The following is a 13,392-nucleotide window of genomic DNA, read 5'->3' on the forward strand; positions in this document are numbered from 1 at the left end:
TCCATGACTCGTCTTTTTCAATTGCGGCCGGTCGTGTCCATGCTGGGCCTGTTCGCCATTCTAGCGCTGGGGCCAGCCGCTTGGCTTCACGCCGGCGAAATCTCGGCAAGCGAGCGGCAGAACATCATCGATCGCACGGATTCTCTCTCCCGACTGCACAGTCTGCTGGTGCTGCATGAAGGCGAGCCAGTGGTGGAGTATGTGCGCCAGGGGCCAGGGCTGTCTGCGCCGGCCAACCTCAAATCCCTGTCGAAGACAGTGCTCTCGGCGCTGGCCGGTATTGCCATCGAGAGAGGCTATGTTGATGGCCCAAATCAACCGCTGGTGGATCTGCTCGGATCACGCGTGCCCGATGGCATCGCTCCCGAGGTCCGTAACATTACCTTTGGCCATGCGCTGTCGCTGCAGGCCGGCCTGCGAAAAACCTCCGGACGTCATTACGGTACCTGGGTACAGAGCGACGACTGGGTCGCGCATGCACTGACACGCCCAATGGTGGCCGAGCCCGGCGGGCGCATGATCTATTCCACCGGTTCGACGCACCTGGCCGGTGCTGCGCTGGTCGAGGCCAGCGGTCAATCGCTCCTGGCACTGGCGCGAGCATGGCTGGGTGAGCCGCTCAACATCCGAATTCCCGACTGGATGCAGGATCCGCAAGGTATTCATTTCGGCGGCAACGAAATGCGCCTGAGTCCACGTGCACTGGCTCGAATTGGAGAAACCTATCGGCTAGGCGGCGTCATCGACGGCAAGCGCGTGATTCCCGAAGCGTGGATCGAGGCCTCCTGGACACCGCGGGGGCGCTCGCCCTGGAGCGGTGACCGCTACGGCTACGGTTGGTTTATTACCGAGTTGGCCGGAACGCGGTCCTATCATGGCCGCGGTTACGGTGGACAGGCGCTGTTCGTGATCCCGGAGGCGGGGCTGACCATTGTGGTCATCTCCGACCCCTCGCCGCCATCGAACGGTAGCTATTTTTCTCGCATCAAGCGGGTGGTGGCGAGGATTGTGGAGGCTGCAGTGTCTCCCTGACGAGGCTTGGTACTAGGTGGGCGCCACTGGTCGCGGCGCGGGCCTCGACAAGTCAAAAGCGATTTCGCCCGCCTGCTTCGCAGGCTGATGGCGAGTAACTTTTGTCAGTCGCGACAAAAGTCACCAAAAACGCTCTTAGAAGACGCGGTTGGTGCGCAGCACCAGATGGCTCCGGGGCTTAACGGAGATACTGCTCTTGCCTTCGCTAATGCTCGGTCGTGAAACATGGCGTTCTCGATAAAGGCTTGGCGTAGCCCGCACCCAGACAGCACGACTTCGATCGGGGTCGGCTTCGATTGAGGATGGGACAAACCCCCACGGTGGAACGCCACCCGAAGTCACAGTGCCAGATGCGGGCCTCTACAGGCGTCATCGCACGCCAGCATGTTCCGCAGCCGGGCCCAAGCAAAGCCCCAGTCGCAGTCCGTGAAGCCACTCCGACCAGGTATTCCTGAAACGTGACCGTCATCTTTTAAGCGCATTTTTTGGGTACTTTTTTGGCGCGACAAAAAAGTACCTCGCCGCAAGAGCGCGCGAAGCGCGCCGGGCGAAACCGCCTTTGACTTGTCGAGGCCTCCACAGCGTGGAACAACAAAGAAAAACCTAGCGCCTGCGGGCAGGACGCGCCGACTACTAAACCCACTCCCTAGCCTGAAGGTATTCCTTCAACCGCGCTTCCGGCGACCCCACCTCGGGTTGCCAGTCATAACGCCAGTGAGCCACAGCCGGCAGGCTCATCAGAATCGACTCAGTGCGCCCACCGGACTGCAGTCCGAACAGCGTACCCCGGTCGTAGACCAGGTTAAATTCGACGTAGCGACCGCGGCGGTAGCGCTGGAAATCGATCTCCCGCTGACCGTAGTCATGATCCTTGCGTTTCTCGACGATCGGCTGGTAGGCGGCCAGATAGCCGTCGCCGACGGCGCGCATGTAGGCGAAGCAGGTGTCGAAATCCCAGTCGTTGAGGTCGTCGAAGAACAGCCCGCCGATGCCGCGGGTCTCGTCACGATGCTTGAGATAGAAGTACTCGTCGCACCAACGTTTGTGTTCGGCGTAGACGTGCTTGCCGAAGGGTGCGCACAGGTCATGGGCTGTCTGGTGCCAGAAACGGCAATCGTCGTCGAAAGGGTAGTACGGCGTCAGGTCGAAACCGCCGCCGAACCACCAGACCGGCGCTTCGCCGTCTTTCTCGGCGATGAAGAAGCGTACGTTGGCGTGACTGGTGGGAACAAAGGGGTTGATGGGGTGCATGACCACCGAGACCCCGAGGGCCTGGAAACTGCGGCCGGCCAGTTCGGGTCGTCGTGCGCTCGCGGCTGCCGGAAGTTCCGTGCCGTGGACATGCGAGAAGTTGACGCCGCCCTTTTCGAACACCGCGCCGTCCTGGATGACGCGCGTGCGGCCTCCGCCCCCTTCGGGACGATCCCAGGCGTCCTCGTGGAAGCGCGCTTGGCCATCACTGGCCTCGAATGCCGCGCACAGGCGGTTCTGCAGGTCGAGGAGATATTGTTTGACGTCCGTGCCTGTGCCCGCCATCTGCTGCCTGCCCCTGATCCCCGTCAGACCGAAGTCTTTTTCTTTGCGGCCTTTTTCTTCTTTGACTTCTTCTTCTTTTTCTTCTTCGAAGCCTTCTTCTTGCCCGCCTTCTTGGCCGCTGCCTTCTTGCCGCCGGCCTTTTTCTTGCCGAACTTGCCGCGACGGCCTTTCGGCGGGGCCTCGGCCAGCATCTTCTGGCATTCCTCGAGCGTCAGATTCTCCGGTTCGACATCCTTGGGTACGCTGGCGTTGCGCTTGCCGTCAGTGACGAACGGGCCGTAGCGGCCCTTGAGGATCTGGATGCCCTCGTCGCTGAACTCCCGGATGATGCGTTCCTTCATTTTCTGCTTGTGCTCGGCGACGAGCTCCAGCGCCTGATCGAGGGTGATGTCGTGCGGATCGTGTTCCTTCAACGAGACGAAATTGCGCTGGCCGTAGCGCACATAGGGACCGAAGCGGCCGATATTGGCCTGGACGGGTTCACCTTCTGACGTTTCGCCGAGATGGCGCGGCAGCTTGAACAGCTCCAGCGCTTCCTCGAGGGTAATCTTGTCCATCTTCTGGCCCGGTCGGAGGCCGGCGAATTCCGGTTTTTCATCGTCCTCGGCGCTGCCGATCTGGGCAAACGGCCCGTAGCGGCCCAGACGCACGATCACGGGCTTGCCGGACTTCGGATCGGTGCCGAGCTCGCGCGCCTGCTGGGCTTCCTTGCGGCTGACGGTCTCGTCCTTTTCCCGGACACGGTCTATGAACGGCTGCCAGAATTCTTTCAGCAGGGGTACCCAGTCGTGCTCGCCGCGGGAGATGGCGTCGAGTTCGTCTTCGAGCCGGGCGGTGAAGTCATAATCGACGTAGCGCTCGAAGTGCTGCGACAGGAACTTGGCGACCACGCGGCCGGTGGAAGTCGGCGTGAATCGGCGGTTTTCCAGCTCGACGTATTCGCGGTCCTTGAGCGTCTGGATGATCGAGGCGTAGGTCGAGGGCCGCCCGATGCCGTGTTCCTCCAGCGCCTTGACCAGGCTGGCTTCGGAGTAGCGCGGCGGCGGTTCGGTGAAATGCTGTTCGGGTCGAATCTGGATAAGGGGGATCTCGTCGCCCTCGTTGATTTCGGGCAGACGGGTGTCGGATTCTGCGCGCGCATCGCGATAGACCTTCAGAAAGCCCGGTTCGATCAGGGTCGAGCCCGAGGCGCGGAAGGTGGTGTCGCCAACGTCGAACTCGGCGCTGACCGTGTCGTACACGGCCGGAATCATCTGGCTGGCCATCGTGCGATTCCAGATCAGCTCATAGAGGCGGTACTGGTCGTCGCTGAGATGGCTTCTCAGCTTGATCGGGGTCAGCTTCGCCGAAGTTGGGCGGACGGCTTCGTGGGCCTCCTGCGCATTTTTCGACTTCGACTGGTAGAAGTTGGGCTTTTCCGGCGCGAGCTTCTCACCGAACTCGGAGGCGATGGTCTGGCGGATCTCGCTGATCGCATCTCCGGCCAGGGCAACCGAGTCGGTACGCATGTAGGTGATCAGGCCCTGGGTACCGCTGCCGGTATCCACGCCTTCGTAGAGCTGCTGGGCGAGGCGCATGGTGCGCTGGGTGGTAAAGCGCAGCCGGCGCGCGGCTTCCTGCTGCAGCGTCGAGGTGATGAACGGCGGCTGCGGCCGGCGGCGTCGCTGGCTCTTTTTTACACGGGCGACCTTGAAGCGGCCGTCAGCGGCCTGCTCGATCTGGGTCTTGAGCTTGTCCGCCTGGTCGGCAGCAGTGATATCGAATTGCTCGAGCTTGTTGCCGTCGATCTTGACCAGGTTGGCGTTGAAGGCCTCGTCTTCGTTCTGGCCCAGGTCCGCCTCGATGGTCCAGTATTCCTGCGGATCGAACTTCTCGATCTCTTCCTCGCGCTCGGCGATCATGCGCAGCGCCGGCGATTGCACGCGGCCGGCCGACAGGCCGCGCCGAACCTTCTTCCACAAAAGCGGCGAGAGATTGAAGCCGACCAGGTAGTCGAGCGCGCGGCGTGCCTGCTGGGCATCGACGAGGGATACCGCCAGGTCGCGCGGCTCGTCCATTGCCTTCTTGATGGCGCGCTCGGTAATCTCGGAAAAAACCACCCGTTTCACGGGTATGCCGGAGTTGACACCGCGCTGTTTCAGAATCTCGGCAATATGCCAGGAGATTGCTTCACCTTCGCGGTCGAGGTCAGTCGCAAGGTAGACGGCATCGGCTTTCTTGGCCGCCGCGACAATCTTGTCGACATGCTTCTTGTTGCGCTCGATGATTTCGTAGCGCATTTCGAAGTTATTTTCCGTGTCGACCGCGCCTTCTTTCGGCACCAGGTCGCGCACATGCCCGTAGGAGGCCAGGACCTGAAAGTCCGGCCCCAGATACTTGTTGATGGTAGTCGCCTTTGCAGGCGACTCGACGATCAGCAGGTTTTTTGACATCAGATACGTTCGATCGGCGTTCTCAGTGCCGATACTCTCCCTCTTCGTCGAACACCAGATCCTCCATCCAGGCGTAGTTGGCTTCCTGTCCGGGCTGGTTGAACAGCACCATCAGGACTACCCACTTGACGTCCTCGAGGCTGATGTCCTCGGTTTCGAGCGCGGCCAGGCGGTCGATGACCATTTCGCGGCGCAGTGGATCGAGCACGCCGACGTTCTCCAGGTACAGGATGAAGCCGCGGGCGTGCACGTCCAGCCGTTGGCTTTCGTCATCGGTGAAAATCCGGATGGGATTGTCTTCGTGGCCGCCGAGCTCGGGCAACTTGCGCTGTTCGGCCAGGCCGTCGAGCCAGCGAAAGGCCCGATCGATCTCGCCGCTGGAGAAGCCGGCTTCTTCCAGGCTCTGGCTCAGCGACTCGCGGTCCGGCTCTTCTTCCGGCTCGTCGTAGATATAGTTCTCGAACAGGTACATCAGCAGATCGAGCACGTTTTCCTTCATTCAGAGACCTTCCTCAGGCGTTTCGACTGTAGCGTCCACCGGCATGGGCGCTGATTCTGCCGTCCAGTTCCAGCATCAGCAGCATCGAGGATACAGCGGCGGGTGTCAATTGTGAACGCTCGATGATGACGTCGACCGGCGTCGGGTCGAATCCGATCGCATCGAGCAGGCGCGAATATTCGGGGTCATTCTCCATATGCGGCAATTCAGTCGATTCCTCAAGCCCTGTCGCCACCGGATTTGGTTGTGGAGCCAGCAGGTGCTCGATCTCACCGGCCAGCTCCTGCGCCAGCGGCGCGAGTTCCTCGACCACTTCGTCGGCCGTCTCGACCAGCCTTGCGCCGTCGCGAATCAGTCGGTGACAGCCGCGCGAGAGCGGATTGTGCACCGATCCGGGGATGGCGAAGACTTCCCGACCCTGCTCATTGGCCAGTCGGGCGGTGATCAGCGATCCGCTCTTGAGGCTGGCCTCGACCACCAGCACGCCCAGGCTCATGCCCGAGATGATGCGGTTGCGGGCCGGGAAGTTGCCGGGCAGGGGGCCAAAACCCGGTGGGAACTGGCTGACCAGGGCGCCGGAGGCGGCAATTTCCCGGGCCAGGTCCCGGTGCCGGGCCGGATAGACCTGGTCGAGGCCCGTTCCGGCCACCGCCAGGGTGCGGCCACCCCCGTCCAGGGCGCCCTGGTGCGCCGCACCGTCGATACCGGCGGCCAGGCCGCTGGTGATCACGAAGCCCGCGCGCGCCAGCGTCGAAGCGAAGGAGCGGGCGTGGTCAAGGCCGCCGCGCGTGGCGTTGCGGCTGCCGACAATGGCGATCTGCGGGCTGACCAGTGTTTCCGGAAGGCCGGTGACGAACAGCGCCACCGGCGCGTCGGGGATGCGCTTGAGCAGCGGCGGATAGTAGGGGTCGTCCTGGGTGATCAGCCAGCGGTCGTCGCCCTCGAGCCAGGCCAGGCAGCGTTCCAGGCGCTCGTCGTCGGGATGGCGCAACTGCCGAATATGCTTGGCCGACAGTCCGGCGCGCGCGAGTTCGGTGTCACTGGCCGAGAGCCACTCGCCCGGGCCGGAAAAATGCTCGTAGAGACCGGCCAGACGCTTTGGTCCCAGCCCATCGGCCAGGACCAGTGTCAGCCACTGCCGTGCTTGCTCCGGTGCGGGCACGGCCCGCGTTCAGAGACGCCGGTCGGGGTGATCGAGGTGGTCGTCGACTCTCACGGTGTTGGCGCTGCCTTCGAGCACGATGGCATAGCTGAGTCGATCGAAGGCCCGGAACACCATGAGCTGGCCGGCGAACTCGTCAGGCAGGTCGACGTAGCGCTCGTCGCGGTTCTGTGCGGCCTTCCTGGACCAGGCCGGGTATCCGCGCTCGTCGCGCACGGTGGAACCCGGCCGGAAGACCGAGAATACGTGCCCGGCTTCCACGCCGTCGGAGGCACCCAGATTGATCGCCACGATCTGGTAGTGACCCGCGCCGTAGCTGCTTTCGGTCATCGCCAGCACGCGCGCGTGATCCGGCACCGAATCCATGGCGCGCGGGTAGAAGTGCGGGTCGTACTGGTAGTCGTCGATCGGCAGCGCGAAGTCGCCGGCAACCGTTTCCCGGCGACCGGACACGATTTCCAGAATGGCCGGATCGCCGGCCTTGAGCACACGCGCCCGCGCCGTCTCCCACAACTCGTAACCGATGATCGGGTAATTGAAACGATCCATCCGGCCGATCGTGGCCTTCCAGATGGCGCTCGGCGGGCGCACGTCCGAGGGAACCTGCCCCTTGGTCGCCAGAATGCGGTTGCGCTTGATTTTGATCTCGCTGTCGGGATCGACGCTGCGGTCCTCGAACTGGTAGGTCACGCGTGCCAGAACGAACTCTTCGCCGACCCGGGCGTCTTCCAAGCCACGCACGTAAGTGCGGTCACCCGGACCGGCATAGATGCGCTCTTCATTGTTGGCGATGACGTAGGGCAACTGCTCGAATTCTTCCGCGCCGATGATACGCGGCCGACGGATGAAAGCCTCGATGGCATCGAACGGGATGGTCGAGATCGGGCCCTCGATTGGTTCCCGGCGCACCTCCGGTGACAGCCGCCGGACCGAATCGTCGACTCGCAGTCGCGGCTCGCCGCCGACGAAAACCAGCGAGATGACGTCACCGGGGTATATGAGATGCGGATTCTCGATTTCCGGATTGGCGTCCCAGATGGCCGGCCACTGCCACGGCCGGGTCAGGAAGCGACCAGCGATGTCCCAGAGCGTGTCCCCCTCCTGAACCACGTATTCGCGCGGATGATCATCGCGCAGTTCCACGTCCTGAGCCTGTACGGTGAACGCCGCCAGTACAATGACGGTCAATATGATTATGCGTTTCACGGAGCGACTCCCTCCAGCAATGCCCACAGGCTTGATTTTTCGCAGACTATCATAAACATTATCATTGCAAAACGCACCCTTAACGCGGATTCTTGAATTTCCATGTCAAAACTGAATATCCTCGAATTCCCAGATCCTCGCCTGAGGCGGGTCGCCCGACCGGTCGAAACGGTCGGTGAGCGCGAGCGCCAGCTGGCCGAAGACATGCTCGAGACCATGTACGAGGCCCGTGGTATCGGGTTGGCGGCCACCCAGGTCAACGAGGGCATCCGCCTGGTCGTCATGGACTTGAGCGAAGAGCGCGACGAGCCGCGTGTGTTCATCAATCCCGAGATTGTCGAGCGGGATGGCAGCCAGACCTGCGAAGAGGGCTGTCTGTCGGTGCCGGGTGTGTATGCCGAGGTCGAGCGGGCCGAAAAGATCACGGTACGTTCGCTCGACCTGGATGGTGAATCCCGGGAGCTCGAGGCTGATGGCCTGCTGGCGGTTTGCATTCAACACGAAATCGATCACCTCGACGGCAAGGTTTTTATCGACTACCTGTCGCCGTTGAAGCGGCGCATGGTCGAAAAGCGCCTGCGCAAGCAGCAGCGCGAAAAAGCCACGGCCTGATCCGGAACGGGTATGCGGATTCTCTATGCCGGAACCCCGGCCTTCGCCGTTCCGGCTCTGGAAGTGCTGATCGAATCCGCAGACTGGCGGCCGGCAGCGGTCCTGACCCAGCCTGACCGCGGTGCCGGACGCGGGCGCCGGGTGCGCTTCGGCCCGGTCAAGCAGCGGGCCCTGGATGCCGGCATCGAGGTGCTGCAACCGGTTTCGCTCAAGCAACCCGAGGTGCAGTCCTTGCTGGCCGAGTGTCGCCCCGACCTGCTGGTCACGGCGGCCTATGGCCTGATCCTGCCGCAGGCGGTGCTCGACCTGCCGCAATACGGCTGCTGGAACCTGCACGCCTCGCTCTTGCCGCGCTGGCGCGGCGCCAGCCCTATCAACCAGGCCATTCTCGCCGGCGATGCCGAGTCCGGCGTTTCGCTGATGCAAATGGAAGCCGGCCTCGATACCGGTCCGGTCATCCTGCAGCGTGCGACGCCGATCGGCACCGATGAGACCGCCGGTGAACTGCACGATCGCCTCGCCGAGTTGGCCGCCGAAGTGCTGGTCGAAGGCCTGAGTCGCCTGGAGCAGGGCCGGTTGCCGTCGCCGCAGCCGCAGGATGAAGCCGCGGCCACCCATGCGCCCCTGATCGACAAGCATGATGCCCGGCTCGACTGGCAGCGCCCGGCCGTGGAACTGGCCCGGATGGTGCGCGCCTATCATCCCTGGCCGGTGGCGTTCGGCGAGATCGAGGGCGTGACCTGGCGCATTCACCGTGCCCGCCCCGGAGAGGGTCGGGCCGCTCCCGGCGAATTGCTGCCTGCGCGGGGGCCGGATGTTGTGGCGATCGGTTGCGGTGAAGGGGTGCTGGAAATTCTGGAACTGCAGGGCCCGGGTCGCAAGCCGGTGGCGGCGCGCGACTGGTTCAATGCCCGACGTGGAAAGGCGTGAATGGGTAACCGGAGTTGGTGCCATGGCGAGTGACGGTGCACTGCCCCGGCAGTTGGCTGCACGCGCACTGACGGCCGTACTCGACAACGGTCGCGCGCTCGATGCCACGCTGGCGCCGCTGCTCGAACCGCTTGGCGAGGCCCGCGACCGGGCGCTGACGCGTCGCTTGTGCCATGGGGTTCTGCGCGACTGGCCGGCGCTGGACCGCTTGATCGGGCGGCTGGTGGAAAAGCCGCTGAAGGGCCGCAATCGCCGCCTGCATTTCCTGCTCGCTGTCGCCCTGCACGAGCTGCGCGATGGGCGCGAACCCGATCATGCTGTCGTGCATGCAGCCGTTGCTGCTGCGCGTTCCCTGTGCGGGTCGCGTCTGGCTGGACTGACCAACGGCGTGTTGCGGAATTTCGGTCGCCGGCGTGAGGCGCTGCTGGCCGAATTGCCCGACACCGCCGCCTTTCGATTGGGTTATCCGGGCTGGCTGGTCGAGGCGATCGAGGCGGATCGGGGCGATAAGACGCAAGCCATCCTGGCCGCCGGCAACCAGTCGCCGCCGCTGTGGCTGCGGGTCAATCGTCGGCGCATCGCGCGCGAGACCTATCGGGAGCAGCTCGCGCAGGCCGGGATCGAGGCCCGTGCCGTCGACGGCTTTGCCGATGCCCTGGTACTGGCCGAACGGATCGCCGTCAGCCGCCTGCCCGGATTCGACCAGGGCCTGGTGTCGATCCAGGATGGCGCTGCCCAGTTGGCCGCCGATTACCTCGAGCTGGAAGCGGGTCAACGCGTGCTCGACGCCTGCGCCGCACCCGGTGGCAAGTCCGCGCATATTCTCGAGCGCGCCGAGGTCGAGCTCACCGCACTGGATATCGACGGCGAGCGACTGGTTCGGATCGGCAGCACACTCGACCGGCTCGGGTTCGAGGCTCGCCTCGTCGAAGGCGACGCAGCCAGCCCCGACAGCTGGTGGGACGGCCGGCACTTCGATCGCATCCTGATCGACGCACCCTGTTCGGCCACGGGGGTCATCCGGCGCCATCCGGATATCCGCTGGCTGCGGCGGCCGGAGGATATCGAGCACCTGGTCGCAACCCAGCGCGAAATCCTCGACGCCTTGTGGTCCCTGCTCCGTCCCGGCGGTATCCTTGTCTACGCGACCTGTTCGCTGCTGAGGGTCGAAAACGACGAACAGGCCCGTGCCTTTCTGGAGCGCCATGCCGATGCCCGCGCAATCGACAATCCCGACATGCCCGGTCGGCCGGCTCGGCCGGGCCGCCAGATTCTGCCTGGCGAGCGTGATTGCGACGGTTTTTATTACCTTGCCGCTCGCCGGGTGCCGTGACGCCGATCGCGGTCAGTGGCAGGTCGATTTCATCGAGCCGCGCCTGGTCCGAACCGGGGAAGGCCTGGATTTCATCGCCGGCGTTGATCTCGAGCCCAGCCCGGCCATGCTGGACGCACTCGACCGCGGCGTGGCGCTGACCTTTCTGGTCGCGCTGCGCGCCTCCTCCGGCAAGGTCTGGCTGCCCGGGCTGGACGAGCGCCGTCGGCACCGCTTCGAGATCAGTTACCTGCCGCTGAGCCAGCATTTCCAGCTGGTGGATTTCCATAACGACACGCGCGTGACCTTTCCGCGGCTGAGCATGCTCACCGAGGCCCTGCGGGCGCCACGGGCCTGGTCGATTCCGCTCGAACCCGGCGACGAGGTCAGCCGTGTTCGGGCGCGCATCCAGCTCGACCGCACACGCCTGCCATCACCAATGCGCCTGCCGACCTGGTTCGAGGAACAGTGGCGGCTGGGCAGCGGTTGGCAGACCCTGGTGCCGCCGGAGGCAACTGAAAGTGATCGGTAAGCGCGGCCGACTGCGCATCCTGCGCGCCATTCCCATCGCCGCAGTCCTGCTGATGCTGCTGACCGCGCTTTACCTGGTCTCGACGGTCGAGCAGGAGGCAACCCAGCTCGGCCGCCTGGCGCAGTGGATTTTTGCCCTGACCGGCGTGGCCGTGCTGGTGCTGCTGGGCGTAATCGTCGGCCGGGTCGTGCGCCTGTTCCGACGTTTGCGACGGGACGAGCCCGGCGCGCGGCTGACCGCGCGACTGGTCGCCGTGTTCGTGACCCTGACCTTGCCGCCGGTCGTCATTCTCTATCTGTTCGCCATCCAGTTCCTGAGTGACACCATCGATGGCTGGATGGATATTGCCGCCGAGCAGGCGCTGGCCGACTCGATAGAATTGGGGCAGATGTTTCTCGATCTTCGAACGCGCGATGCGCGCGACGAAATCGCGCGCATTTCCGGGCGACTCGACATGGGCGATGAGGATCGCCTGTTCCGTCAGCTGCTCAGCCAGGTCAGCAGTTCCGGTCCGACCGAGCTTTCGGTGCTCGACGCCTCCGGATCGGCGCGCGTGAGTGCAAGCATCAATCCCGGTCGGATCGTCACCGACCGGCCCAACGATTTTGCCCTGAGTCAGGCCCTGGACGACCAGGAATACGCTGCGGCCGAGCCGGTCGAGGGCGGCATCCGCATTCGCGTCCTGAACGATCTCGGACGCCAGACGCTCGACGGTGAAACCCTGATCCTGCAGGCGCTCTATCCGCTGCCGGAAGAGTTCAGTGAACTGGCCGGCCGCATCGAGTCGGCCTATCACCGCTATCAGAACGTGGCCTATCTGCGGGTGCGCCTGCAGCAGAGCCTGGTCCTGATCCTGTCACTCGTGCTGCTGCTGACCGTGCTGCTGGCAATGCTGCTGGCATTCAATGCCGCACGGCGTCTGACCCAGCCGATTCGTGAGCTGGCCCAGGCGACCGAGGAACTGGCCGCAGGTCGCTTCCCCGAGGACCTTGAGGTCACGACCCGCGACGAGCTCGGATTCCTGGTGCGCTCGTTCAACACCATGACGCGCGAGCTGGCCTCGAGCCGCCAGCAACTCGAAGCCCAGCGCCGCTACCTGGAGATCGTGCTCGGCCGGCTGTCGGCCGGGGTGCTGGCAATCGATACCGAAGACCGCATCAGCGCGTTCAACGAATCGGCTACCCGAATTCTCTCGCTCGATCCGGCAGCCTGCCGCGGTCATGCACTCTCAGAGCTGGCGGCCGGACGTCCGGACCTGGCACCGCTGTTCGAACTGATCATCGGACGCCACGCCGCGCCGGGCGCCGACTGGCGCCAGGAGATCAAGCTGGGCACGGCCGAGCAGCCGCTGGTGCTGGTTTGTCGCGGCTCCGACCTGCCCGCCGAGACCGGTGGCCACGTCGTGGTATTCGACGATGTGACCGTGCTCGACCAGGCACAGCGCGAGGCGGCATGGGCCGAAGTGGCGCGGCGCCTGGCGCACGAGGTCAAGAACCCGCTCACACCGATTCAGCTGGCGGCCGAACGCCTGGCCTGGAAGCTCGAACCCGTGCTCGAGTCCGAACAGCGCGACCTGCTGATGCGCTCGACTTCGACCATCCGCGCCCAGGTCGATGCCCTGCGGCGCCTGGTCGACAATTTCGGCGATTACGCCCGGCCGTCCCGGCTGAAGGTCGAGCGCATCGATCTCCGCCAGGTCATCAGCGAAGTCATCGACCTCTACGCCACCGGCGACATGCCGATCCAGTTCGAGCTGCATGCCGATGACGAGGCCGGCTTCGTTCTGGCCGATGCCGGACAGATCCGCCAGCTGTTGATCAACCTGGTGCGTAACGCCCAGGAAGCGCAACCGGAGGGCCAGCCGCATATCCGGCTCGATCTGCGCCTGGCTGATCTGGGTGGGCGCCGCGGCGTTGAGCTGTTGTTGTACGACGACGGCCCCGGTTTTTCCGACGAAGTGCTCGCGCGCATCTTCGAGCCTTATGTCACGACCAAGCCGCGCGGTTCCGGTCTGGGTCTGGCCATTGTTCGCCGCATTGTCGAGGATCACGGTGGCCGCATCCGTGTCGCCAATTCCGCCGCCGGCGGCGCCGAAGTCCGCATCTGGTTGCCGGCCGGGTGATCGACGTGCGCCTGGGT

The 13,392-nt window shown here is 64.2% G+C and carries 11 protein-coding genes; 6 read left to right on the forward strand and 5 right to left on the reverse strand.

Annotation, left to right across the window (positions count from 1 at the left end; translation table 11 throughout):
- Positions 1-3 precede the first annotated feature (3 nt).
- The gene (locus tag G4Y73_RS09875) at positions 4-1,032 is read left to right on the forward strand and encodes a serine hydrolase (protein ID WP_205596594.1); all 1,029 of its coding nucleotides are present in this window, start codon (positions 4-6) and stop codon (positions 1,030-1,032) included.
- 633 nt (positions 1,033-1,665) lie between these two features.
- Here the strand turns inward: G4Y73_RS09875 and hemF are convergent.
- From hemF to G4Y73_RS09900, 5 genes are read right to left on the reverse strand one after another with little or no spacing between them, the layout of a single operon-like run.
- Positions 1,666-2,568, reverse strand: coding sequence for an oxygen-dependent coproporphyrinogen oxidase (gene hemF / locus G4Y73_RS09880; protein WP_164231474.1), 903 nt, complete (start codon positions 2,566-2,568; stop codon positions 1,666-1,668).
- A 23-nt stretch (positions 2,569-2,591) separates the two neighbouring features.
- On the reverse strand, positions 2,592-5,000 hold the full coding sequence (locus tag G4Y73_RS09885; RefSeq protein ID WP_164231475.1) for a DNA topoisomerase I: 2,409 nt from the start codon (positions 4,998-5,000) through the stop codon (positions 2,592-2,594).
- Between the two features lie 22 nt (positions 5,001-5,022).
- Entirely contained in the window at positions 5,023-5,499 is a 477-nt protein-coding gene (locus G4Y73_RS09890; RefSeq protein WP_164231476.1) for a DUF494 domain-containing protein, read from the reverse strand.
- A 13-nt stretch (positions 5,500-5,512) separates the two neighbouring features.
- On the reverse strand, positions 5,513-6,661 hold the full coding sequence (gene dprA, locus G4Y73_RS09895; protein WP_346426848.1) for a DNA-processing protein DprA: 1,149 nt from the start codon (positions 6,659-6,661) through the stop codon (positions 5,513-5,515).
- A gap of 9 nt (positions 6,662-6,670) precedes the next feature.
- Complete coding sequence (locus G4Y73_RS09900) at positions 6,671-7,867, reverse strand: LysM domain-containing protein (RefSeq protein ID WP_164231477.1); 1,197 nt, start codon at positions 7,865-7,867, stop codon at positions 6,671-6,673.
- 102 nt (positions 7,868-7,969) lie between these two features.
- Between G4Y73_RS09900 and def the strand changes: the two genes are divergently transcribed.
- Genes def through G4Y73_RS14280 form a run of 5 tightly spaced genes read left to right on the forward strand, consistent with a single transcriptional unit; the run spans position 7,970 to position 13,375 of the window.
- Positions 7,970-8,479, forward strand: coding sequence for a peptide deformylase (gene def / locus G4Y73_RS09905; RefSeq protein ID WP_164231478.1), 510 nt, complete (start codon positions 7,970-7,972; stop codon positions 8,477-8,479).
- Between the two features lie 12 nt (positions 8,480-8,491).
- Positions 8,492-9,409: a methionyl-tRNA formyltransferase gene (fmt, locus tag G4Y73_RS09910; RefSeq protein ID WP_164231479.1), complete on the forward strand. Its 918-nt coding sequence runs from the start codon at positions 8,492-8,494 to the stop codon at positions 9,407-9,409.
- Between the two features lie 22 nt (positions 9,410-9,431).
- Positions 9,432-10,742 carry a 16S rRNA (cytosine(967)-C(5))-methyltransferase RsmB gene (gene rsmB / locus G4Y73_RS09915; protein WP_164231480.1) on the forward strand — a complete coding sequence of 437 codons (1,311 nt, stop codon included), beginning with the start codon at positions 9,432-9,434 and terminating at the stop codon, positions 10,740-10,742.
- Positions 10,720-11,253 (forward strand): DUF4390 domain-containing protein, encoded by a 534-nt coding sequence (locus tag G4Y73_RS09920; RefSeq protein WP_164231481.1) that lies wholly within the window; start codon positions 10,720-10,722, stop codon positions 11,251-11,253. The genes rsmB and G4Y73_RS09920 overlap by 23 nt, the downstream gene beginning before the upstream one ends.
- Entirely contained in the window at positions 11,243-13,375 is a 2,133-nt protein-coding gene (locus G4Y73_RS14280) for an ATP-binding protein (RefSeq protein WP_164231482.1), read from the forward strand. The genes G4Y73_RS09920 and G4Y73_RS14280 overlap by 11 nt, the downstream gene beginning before the upstream one ends.
- Positions 13,376-13,392: the final 17 nt, after the last annotated feature.

Source organism: Wenzhouxiangella sp. XN201, assembly GCF_011008905.1.
Taxonomy (GTDB): domain Bacteria; phylum Pseudomonadota; class Gammaproteobacteria; order Xanthomonadales; family Wenzhouxiangellaceae; genus Wenzhouxiangella.

Excerpts from the sequence above, each read along its gene's own strand:
- def (WP_164231478.1), top strand. The coding sequence starts at position 7,970 with ATGTCAAAACTGAATATCCTCGAATTCCCAGATCCTCGCCTGAGGCGG.
- hemF (WP_164231474.1), bottom strand. The coding sequence starts at position 2,568 with ATGGCGGGCACAGGCACGGACGTCAAACAATATCTCCTCGACCTGCAG.
- G4Y73_RS09890 (WP_164231476.1), bottom strand. The coding sequence starts at position 5,499 with ATGAAGGAAAACGTGCTCGATCTGCTGATGTACCTGTTCGAGAACTAT.
- G4Y73_RS09875 (WP_205596594.1), top strand. The coding sequence starts at position 4 with ATGACTCGTCTTTTTCAATTGCGGCCGGTCGTGTCCATGCTGGGCCTG.
- rsmB (WP_164231480.1), top strand. The coding sequence starts at position 9,432 with ATGGCGAGTGACGGTGCACTGCCCCGGCAGTTGGCTGCACGCGCACTG.
- fmt (WP_164231479.1), top strand. The coding sequence starts at position 8,492 with ATGCGGATTCTCTATGCCGGAACCCCGGCCTTCGCCGTTCCGGCTCTG.
- G4Y73_RS09885 (WP_164231475.1), bottom strand. The coding sequence starts at position 5,000 with ATGTCAAAAAACCTGCTGATCGTCGAGTCGCCTGCAAAGGCGACTACC.